18 protein-coding genes are annotated in these 8740 nt (G+C 32.4%); all 18 read right to left on the bottom strand.

What is annotated here, in order from left to right; all coding sequences use genetic code 11:
• Window positions 1-201 precede the first annotated feature (201 nt).
• Window positions 202-453, bottom strand: a complete 252-nt coding sequence (locus tag ACIQ0D_RS09620) for a hypothetical protein (protein ID WP_395805065.1) — start codon at window positions 451-453, stop codon at window positions 202-204.
• Window positions 454-473: 20 nt separating this feature from the next.
• On the bottom strand, window positions 474-647 hold the full coding sequence (locus ACIQ0D_RS09615; RefSeq protein WP_395805063.1) for a hypothetical protein: 174 nt from the start codon (window positions 645-647) through the stop codon (window positions 474-476).
• Complete coding sequence (locus ACIQ0D_RS09610; protein ID WP_395805061.1) at window positions 644-868, bottom strand: hypothetical protein; 225 nt, start codon at window positions 866-868, stop codon at window positions 644-646. Before ACIQ0D_RS09610 ends, ACIQ0D_RS09615 begins: the two co-directional genes overlap by 4 nt.
• Before the next feature lie 123 nt (window positions 869-991).
• Window positions 992-1156, bottom strand: a complete 165-nt coding sequence (locus tag ACIQ0D_RS09605; RefSeq protein WP_395805059.1) for a hypothetical protein — start codon at window positions 1154-1156, stop codon at window positions 992-994.
• 3 nt (window positions 1157-1159) lie between these two features.
• Window positions 1160-1405, bottom strand: a complete 246-nt coding sequence (locus tag ACIQ0D_RS09600; RefSeq protein WP_395805058.1) for a hypothetical protein — start codon at window positions 1403-1405, stop codon at window positions 1160-1162.
• 147 nt (window positions 1406-1552) lie between these two features.
• Window positions 1553-1786, bottom strand: coding sequence for a hypothetical protein (locus ACIQ0D_RS09595; protein ID WP_395805056.1), 234 nt, complete (start codon window positions 1784-1786; stop codon window positions 1553-1555).
• Window positions 1787-2025: 239 nt separating this feature from the next.
• Window positions 2026-3558: a primase-helicase family protein gene (locus ACIQ0D_RS09590; RefSeq protein ID WP_395805054.1), complete on the bottom strand. Its 1533-nt coding sequence runs from the start codon at window positions 3556-3558 to the stop codon at window positions 2026-2028.
• Between the two features lies 1 nt (window position 3559).
• Window positions 3560-4459, bottom strand: a complete 900-nt coding sequence (locus tag ACIQ0D_RS09585; RefSeq protein WP_395805052.1) for a BT4734/BF3469 family protein — start codon at window positions 4457-4459, stop codon at window positions 3560-3562.
• Window positions 4460-4582: 123 nt separating this feature from the next.
• A complete protein-coding gene (locus tag ACIQ0D_RS09580) occupies window positions 4583-5044 on the bottom strand; it encodes a hypothetical protein (protein WP_395805050.1) in 462 nt (153 codons plus the stop codon).
• Complete coding sequence (locus ACIQ0D_RS09575) at window positions 5008-5247, bottom strand: hypothetical protein (protein WP_395805048.1); 240 nt, start codon at window positions 5245-5247, stop codon at window positions 5008-5010. Before ACIQ0D_RS09575 ends, ACIQ0D_RS09580 begins: the two co-directional genes overlap by 37 nt.
• A gap of 95 nt (window positions 5248-5342) precedes the next feature.
• The gene (locus ACIQ0D_RS09570; RefSeq protein ID WP_395805046.1) at window positions 5343-5741 is read right to left on the bottom strand and encodes a helix-turn-helix domain-containing protein; all 399 of its coding nucleotides are present in this window, start codon (window positions 5739-5741) and stop codon (window positions 5343-5345) included.
• Between the two features lie 42 nt (window positions 5742-5783).
• Window positions 5784-6080: a hypothetical protein gene (locus ACIQ0D_RS09565; RefSeq protein WP_395805044.1), complete on the bottom strand. Its 297-nt coding sequence runs from the start codon at window positions 6078-6080 to the stop codon at window positions 5784-5786.
• A gap of 5 nt (window positions 6081-6085) precedes the next feature.
• Window positions 6086-6790, bottom strand: a complete 705-nt coding sequence (locus tag ACIQ0D_RS09560; protein ID WP_395805042.1) for a hypothetical protein — start codon at window positions 6788-6790, stop codon at window positions 6086-6088.
• Complete coding sequence (locus ACIQ0D_RS09555; protein WP_395805040.1) at window positions 6769-7434, bottom strand: hypothetical protein; 666 nt, start codon at window positions 7432-7434, stop codon at window positions 6769-6771. The genes ACIQ0D_RS09560 and ACIQ0D_RS09555 overlap by 22 nt, the downstream gene beginning before the upstream one ends.
• Before the next feature lie 106 nt (window positions 7435-7540).
• The gene (locus ACIQ0D_RS09550; RefSeq protein ID WP_395805038.1) at window positions 7541-7792 is read right to left on the bottom strand and encodes a hypothetical protein; all 252 of its coding nucleotides are present in this window, start codon (window positions 7790-7792) and stop codon (window positions 7541-7543) included.
• Window positions 7789-7995: a hypothetical protein gene (locus tag ACIQ0D_RS09545; protein WP_395805036.1), complete on the bottom strand. Its 207-nt coding sequence runs from the start codon at window positions 7993-7995 to the stop codon at window positions 7789-7791. Before ACIQ0D_RS09545 ends, ACIQ0D_RS09550 begins: the two co-directional genes overlap by 4 nt.
• Before the next feature lie 197 nt (window positions 7996-8192).
• The gene (locus ACIQ0D_RS09540) at window positions 8193-8426 is read right to left on the bottom strand and encodes a hypothetical protein (protein ID WP_395805034.1); all 234 of its coding nucleotides are present in this window, start codon (window positions 8424-8426) and stop codon (window positions 8193-8195) included.
• A gap of 87 nt (window positions 8427-8513) precedes the next feature.
• Window positions 8514-8690 carry a hypothetical protein gene (locus ACIQ0D_RS09535; RefSeq protein ID WP_395805032.1) on the bottom strand — a complete coding sequence of 59 codons (177 nt, stop codon included), beginning with the start codon at window positions 8688-8690 and terminating at the stop codon, window positions 8514-8516.
• Window positions 8691-8740: the final 50 nt, after the last annotated feature.

The following is an 8740-nucleotide window of genomic DNA, read 5'->3' as shown; positions in this document are numbered from 1 at the left end:
TTGTATTGGAAGAATAACTTAACCGCCCAATCTTTGCCATCTTTTATTGCATCAGTTAGCGCCTTAAAAGCCAATGGCTCTAAAGGTGATAATTTTTCTATAAGCTGCAACTCTTCTGCTTTGCTTTTTCTGCCACCATTGGTAGCATGACCGCCATTATTTTTTCTTTTATCCATAATTAATTTAAATTAATTATTTAATTTACCTTTTTCTTCTTATAACATATCTGTAAGTTAGTATCTGCCCATCTGGGTAATGAGTATTGCCCGGTATAATCTTACCTTCATCCCCACAGTTCTTTGAATAGAATGTAGGTGCTACAGGATGCGGTTCCCAATTACCAAATACTCCTGTTGATACAGTAACTACTCTACGCTCTGTGTATTTCCACATATCACAAACCTCTGGCAATACAGGATCATCTTTCTTACAGCTAACCATTATGGCTAACACTGCAAATATAATTAATTTTTTCATATAATTGTTTCTTCTAATTTTAATAGAACTTTTGCCCAATACAATTTATCTACACCGTGCCTCATTAGGTTAGTAACCATAAAGATTGAGCAATGCTTGGCTTGTTTAGCATCTTTGGTTATCTCAAAGAAACGTTCATATATTTCTTCAGCTTGTGATTCGTAGCTCATAAGATATTCTGCTCTATGTGATTTAACTTAATCTGCTGCCAAGTTGCCCAATTAGGATACAATATTTTCATTTGATCAAGCATAATTTGAACATCTGCCAGTTCCTCATCTACGTTTGTGCCCTTGATAATCGCCTGTATTAATTCAGCCATCTCTTCGATTGTCTTTAGTTTTTGGTTGTCCTCACCAAACTTTGCTAATAATCTTTCGTGTATAGTCATAATATTAAATAAGCCCCCCAGCGAGCAAAACCAAAAGCGAGATGAGATACCGCAAAGATTACCGGGGGGCTATTTTTTAAATTTCTTTTCATTTATTTGGTTTTGCTTAGCAAATGTAAATAATTATTTATTTAATTCATGCTTTAATTCAATAATTTCATCAATACTTGTTTCACCACCATTCTTTTTTGCGAGTTCATACGCAGCAATGACCGCATCAATTACACTTGGTGCAAGGTTGTAGCCCATAGCTTGTAGGACTGTTAATGTGATTTGGTTGTCTTTCATAATTTAAAATAATTTAGTTTGAGCTCCTGGTCTAATGCAAGTAACCTCCGAAACTATCGGAATAATTTCTTTACTTAAATGCAATTGATAAGTATTTTCCTCTTTAAACGATTCGCAATACTTACACTTTGGTAAACCGATTTCAGGATGACCTGTACAATGTATAGCGCCAATCATTATATCTGAAAACAGTTCGCAAGGTTTTGTAAATACTCCATTGCTAAATTCTGCTTTTTCTATCATTTTCATTTCAACGCATTTTTAAGCCTTGTAATCAATTTATTTTTCTTATTGGTACTTTGTATTAGCTGGACATCATAAGTATCCTGTACGTACTTAAAAACACCGTGCCATTGATTTCTATCGTACACTTCATTTAAGTTTTTTAAATGATCGTTATTCTTGATCGCTGGAAGTGCTTTCGCCAGCTTTTCTAAATCTGTCATACTTCTTGATTTTGTTTTTTAAATTGTTTAGTTCTAAATTCTGATAACTCTTATTGTATTGAATTGCGCAATGGATAAATAACTCCCTGCGCTCTTCTGCTATCCGTTCCAAGTCTAATATCTCACTCGGTGAAAGATTGTCGAGGATGGTGAATGATTTTTGTAATGTTTCGTCTGGGATCATATTTTCTGTTTGTTTTAAGTTTTTTACAAATCGCTGTTTTTTACAAGTTTTTTACAAGTTTTTTACAAGCCAAAAACCCACTTTAAATATACTTAAACTTATATTATTATATATTTTATATATTTTGTAAAAAATGTAAAAGTATATATATAAAGTTTATAGGTTTTTTTTTATGTATTTTTTTTTCCTATTAGTTTTTTTCAGTGCTTAGTTTTTTACAAAACATAACTGCTTGATTATTAGAAGTTTATAAGTTCCTCGTAAAAAATGTTTTTTACATCTTCAGAAAAATGTATCTTTTTAAAGGTAAATGGAGTACCAACAGCCTCTTTTAGGCTTTCACCAAACGGATAATATCGTTTTATTTTTTGCGGTGTTAATTTGTACTCATTTTTAATAACCTTACGAATATAGCTTGCAGAAATCTGATTATTGTTTATAAAGAATCTGTTTTTTATGTCTATTGGTGTGGCATCAAACTCATCTATATTTAGGTTATTATTGAAATAATCCTCAATAAATAAATAAAGTTCTTTAAACAAACCACTACGGCTTTCTTCTTTTACCGTTTCCAAAGCATCAGATTCAATTTCTTCTGGAGTAAATACCATTCTTGACTTAGAAAAATCTATTTCAGCAAGCTGTGTTAAATACTTTAGGAATTTAGGAATCTCTTTAAACAGATCATCTTCTATTCTGGTGTTAAGTTTTTTAATAACCGGAACTTTCAAAACAAAGAATCTTATTTCTTCATTATCAATTTTCATAAAATCAGTTTCTTTATTAGTACAAAGAATTACTTTGCCATAAAAAGGAATTGAGTATTCAGAAACAAACTTTTGAGATACAGATATTGTTTTTGCTGTTGCAATGCTTTTAAGCTTTTCAACTGTGGCTTGTTTTTCAGCAACTGCTTCATCAATTAAAATAATATTCTTAGTTGCATAAATAGAATTAAACCCACGTGATACATCGTCTGGCGATATAGCCACACAGTTTTCACCAAATATCATATCCATCCAGTTTAAGAAAGTAGTTTTACCAGTTCCACGCTCTTCAGATACTAAAACTATAATAGGTAAAATCTGCTTAGGAAATTCAAAAAGAATCTTTAAATACTTTAAACCGATTTCATATTTATTACCAAAGATATGTTTAACTAAATCAAGCGAAGTTTCAATTTCATTTTCTTTAACTATTTCAGGATGAACTTGATGCTGAAATTGAGAATAAAGATTATAAAAATTATTTATAATCGGATTGTAATCAATGTTATTAGGCTCGATTGTAAAGTCATCATATTTATAAACACGATTAATAAATCCATTATCATAATCTTGTTTTATCTCATCCTTTTTCCAATGCTTTAATAAAGTCGCTTGACCTCCATATCTTGTAGGTTTAACTATTTTCTTAAAGTAATCTACACCAACTCTAATAAAAGGAATTTCGATATTCATTAAACTAAACAAAACATAATTCATTGCAACTGAATAGTTATTTTTAAATCTAACTTTAGTTAGTAGCATAAACTTTGTAAAGGTTGCTCCTTTAGGAATATCAAAATGATCATCCTCTTTTTTAACATCAACAAAAATACCATTAACACTATAAAGCACTTCCTGTTTTTGTTTATAAGAGCCAACTTCTGTATCTGAAATATAGTAATGATTTTTACTATATTTAAATACCTCTTTAAAATCGCCATAAAAATTAAACCACTCTATTGGATTTAATGTTAGGTCTTTTGATTTATCTTTAAATTTATCCATATTATTTTTTTTGTATTGTAAGCGGTTTTAGTTTTCCTGTTGAAATCATTTCTTTAGCTGTTTTTTTATAAACATCTGCCATATTTAAACCTTTCGTTTGCCTTGATAGATATCCATTTGAATCTATACAACTTCCTATTAATGAATTAGCTTCGCTTTCAGATAAATAACCAGAGCCAACATAACCACCAAGAGAATAAGCAATTGCTCTTAATTGTGGATGACCATTATCTATAATCTTATTTATGCCAGATTGTACAATCTTTTGTACAGTTGTTGGGTCATTAATTACAAAATACTGTACAGTTTGTGTTGGCTCAATTGGTTTATATTTTTTATTGAAAGTATGATAATCATTCCGATAAAGAATTTCCGTATCATAAGACATAAACATTGGAAGTACACAATTTTTAGGAGCTATGTCGAATCCATTATAAATTCCAAACTCTTGCTCAATCGCATTAAAGTATAGCTTAAAATCATCTACATCTTTAGCAATAGGAATTTTTATTAAAGCTCTTACACCTTTTTTTGATGCGGATAACCAACAGCAAATTATAAACTTATACTCATTAAACAAAGCTGTTTTAAATTCTTCTGCATAATCAGGATCAAGTCCATCAAAATCTATTGTAAGCAATCCGGTAAACGTATCTATATCAGCATAACACCTTCTATTTTTTACTAAAACAGAAGGAGTAAAAAAATACAATGCTCTTTTTAAAATATCCTTTTCAGCTTTATTTTGATTAAGTGAAGCTAAATGAATTTTTTCAAATATTTCTTTATATTTAGGTTTTGGATTAACCATAGATTGAATCCAGTATTCTAAAGAAACAATTCCTAAAGGTCTTGTACTTTTTATATCAGCTTCATAATACTGAAATAAAATATCTTTCATAACATCTATGAAATTAAAACAAAAAAGCCTTAGCTGGGTTCAAGTCCGACAACTCTCCCCCAATTAAGGCTATAAATATTTTCCGTTTACGATGTGTCGGCATCGTTTTACAAATATACAAAATTATTTTAAATTCCAATATCTCTCAAAAACTTCCACACTTTGATCAAAACCTTCTGCAAATTCCACGTGCCAGCCAATTCCTCTAAGAAACTCGTGAACCTCATTCTGTTCTTGAACGTGCTTATCTTTAGATAGTGAACCATCCTTTAGCCATAAGCCACTATCTAAGCGTTTTAATTCAATCCCTAAACCGCATCTATCGCCACGTTTAAGGTAAACCATAATATCTGGCCATCCACGATATGGATCGAGAATCTTTTTAATGTTTTGCATCTGTGGTGATAGCTTACCAGCTGATTGGATGTCGCTTCTAAATCTTACATCCGGATATTGAAGCCTAAGCCACTTGCAGAAAGCTAACTGAATGCTCCACTCTTTTTCAGTAGGTTTTACAATCTTAGCAGTCCTTTTGCTATGGTACTGGCTCATTGGATCGGTGAAGTCTTGTCTTGTTTTTGCCATTGTTCTTTCATTTCTTTTACGTATTGTTCAATTTCGGCTCGTGATTCAGGATAAAGCTTCCATAAAACACGTTCCCTGTTTAGCCTGTAGTTCCGCATCCATTGCGATTCTTTCCAAGGTTTAGGCTTTGCTTTATACTCTTGGATTTTGCCAAGTTCTTGCGCATCGCCTCTACCATCAGTTTTTATGTGCTTTCGAGCCATAGTAATTAGATAAAGCTTTTGCCACTTCAATAGGATCGTATTTATCCAGTGACTTCCCACACAGGTAGTCCAGGATTATTTTTTGATGTAGGTGATTAAACATTACACTTTTCTAATATAGGATAGTAAACAGCTTGAAATTTTTTGTCAAACCTTAACAAATCATCAACAAGGCTAATTGAATAGCTAACTGTCGAATGATCCCGATTAAGTAATTTACCAATTTTAGCTATTGGCATCGAGTATTTTTTGCGGATGATATACATTGCAATATGCCTTGCAGTCTTGTAATCTGAAAGCCTACATTCTGACTTTAGCTGATCAATTGAAAGATTAAATTCTTCTGAAACCAACAATAAAATACGGTGAGCATAGGCATCAAATTTAACTTGATTTTCTAAATAGACTACATTTCTGTATTCTTTAATTTTTTTTATTGATGCTGTAAGGTGATTATGAGATAGCCCAACGGCTACGTAGTGAGATAAGTGCATAAATTTAAAATTATGCCCGGTAGTTAGCCGGGCTGGTTAATATTAGAATCCTAATTCATCGGTAGATGTAGGGTCTGGAGTTGGTGCAGGTTCATTTGTTTTCTCAACAGGGAGCTTTGCGCTTCCGAAATACACCTTTTCATCTGGTGCATCTTTTTTGCTGTTCAATTGGAATGATAAAATATTACCATATTGATCCGGCTCATCGTTTAACCATACTGCTATATTAGCGTATAGTTTACCGTTTTTTTCAGACTTGTTAAAAGCTGAATGTTTTGCTTTGAAAGCGTTTGATAAATCTGTCATACAGATTGATCCGTGCATTGGTTTTTTTGACATCGTTTTTATTTATTTAAAAGTGAATTAATATATTCTTGGCATTCTTGTACTCTTTCTTGAAGCTTTGCGATTACATCGGCATCGTAATCAAAGCTAAAAACCTTTAGCCTATCTGATTCAGGGATTTCGACAAAGTAATAAGATTTAGAATCGTGGCAAAATTCTTGTTTAAACTCATCAAAAGCTTTTTGAGTATAAACCATATTAGAAATAGTCCTATAAATAGATTCCTTATCTGTAAGCCATTTTACTGCCTGACTAACTAAATCATAGTCTGCATCAACAAGCGTGTAACACAGCGAAGCTTTAGTGCATCCAGTGAGGTGCATATACACTTGAAGCTGATAATAATAATCTTTGTTCGGAATTTCTGATTCAAACATCGGAAATGTATCTAAAGACCACGAGCATTTATTATCATAAACTACTCCATCGTGAATAAGGTCTGGAGTTCCGCAAAAGAAATCGTCTTGAAAAAATTCATCATTCTTATAAATCATTCCAAGATTAAGCTCTAATGCTGCCATTGTCAAACCATCATCCTCTAAGCGATTACCTTTATCAATGTACTTAGATTTTAGTTCTGGCCTGCGCTTGTAAAGGTGTTCTTTAAGCCATTGTTTGCAAAAGCTTTTACCTGTTTCGCCAAGACCTTTAGCGCCCATAATTTTACCTGCAGCGCTTGCTCTTACTTTGAAAGTTGTCTCCATTTTAAATCGAATTGATTTTGTAAATTATCTGTTAAATGAGTTTTAAGTGAATCCAAAGTAATTAAGTCATTAGCCTTCTCGATTAGCTTTTGTAAACGCTCTTCTTCTTTAGAATTAATCACATCGGTAAGCTTTGTATCAGATGTAAATCCTAATGTATCTTTACGGTTAAGGTTTGCACCAAATAGGTCGCCGAAATTATCCGTTGCATCTTTCACGGCAACAGTTTTTGCCAAAGGATAAGCCATCGACAAAGCACCGTTATTGATGTTCGCAAGATCGGCAGCTGATTTACCTGATGCGGTTTGCAATTGCGCAGCACCAATACCATCGTGAAACTCCCACTGCCCTGTAATTGGATGCAGGTAATGAACCCTAACCACTACAAAAACACCGTTGAAAGATGATCCTTCGCGAAGTATCTCGATTCGGTAAGATTTAAAAATTCGCTTTAATAAATACTCTACTTTATCGATAGGCAGGTATTTATAGTTTTTAATAAATGGATGGGTTTTTACCCAACTTGGTGGCGGTGGCGCGTTTAAGATTACCTGTAAGGCATCTACCTTTGCCAAATGCTCCGGCTCATTGTAAAGCTCTTGCAGTGTTGGCAGTTTGTGATTGTGAATTTGTATATCTGACATAAAAAATAAAGCCTGCTTCGGGTTTGAGTCTGCAACGCCTCGCCCCCTAACAGGCAATTTTTAGTTTTTTAATACCGGTTGCAGTCGGTTTAACTAAGGTACAAAATTATTTCAACAATTCCTTAAAAGCCATTAATGTTTTTTCTTGCTCATCTTGGTAGCCTACTCCACCTGCTCGCACTTTATTTAAGTGCCATCCTTTAAGTTTTAAATTCTGGTTATGGATGTAGTTTGCCCAGCGATTGAATAATTGTGAATCCATTGCAAAGGTTTTGTGTTGTGGCATTGCGCCAAACCAATAAGACTTTTCTTCATAGTTCGGGTAAACGGTGTGAGATATTGCCAATGTTTTTTTCATTTTAATTGATTTAAATAGTTTACTAATCTGTTAATTACTGCGTCTCTAAATTCGAGATCCTTTTGTTGTGCTTTTGAAGTTCCAAATATTTTGTAATAATAAGAATTTTCAATAGCTTTCTTTTTATGCTCTGCGTACTCAATGAGTTCGCAAACGCGCAGAATCTTTTCTGCGTGCTGGCGGTGTTGGGTTATCGTACGCATTCTATTTGTCCTGTGTTTTCACAATCTTTGCAGTCATAGTTTGTGATATCGGTTATTTCTTTGCACTCGATGCAATAGCCATCCATTCAGATACGGTTGTGTAACCATATCCGTTACAGCTTTCACACTCAACCCAGTATGAGTTGATATAAGTTTCTGGTGGGTTTAAATCTTGCATAATCTTTTCGTTTTAGAATTTATTTAAAATTTGAAATTGATTTTTCTAAAGAAATTACTGAATACTCATCACTAAAATCCCAGCCGTTTGAAACTGTATTGAATTGAATCATTTTACCATTTACATTTAATTCATTTTCTTTGCCAAATGCAAAATCTTGAACACTAAAACTTAATGTATGAACAAAAGAAATTAATTCATTTTGTAATTTATTTATACTTTTTGTGTCTGTGTTAAATGTGTAAGTTTTCATATTATTTCTTTTTGTTGTTGAAACAAATATACACTCATATTTAAATACTTTTGTCATAGAATTGTCACAAATGAAAATTAAATAAATTTATTTTGTAACTCTTAATACTAAAGATTGATTTACATTTAATTCATTGGCTACGTATTGAGCCACTGCCATACGTTGTGAGCCTTTAATTTTGATGTGCTTATTATAAAGCTTTTGAATTTCGGCATTCCTTTTAGCCTTCATTTCTGTAATACTTGATCTGATTATTTTTTTCATAGTTTTAATTTATTTTCACAAAAATAATAATTTATTTTTATTTATCATTT

The organism is Daejeonella sp. (genome assembly GCF_044342615.1).
Taxonomy (GTDB): domain Bacteria; phylum Bacteroidota; class Bacteroidia; order Sphingobacteriales; family Sphingobacteriaceae; genus Daejeonella.
The sequence above is the reverse complement of the archived record's forward strand: the minus strand, read 5'-3'. Positions and strand labels throughout refer to the sequence as shown.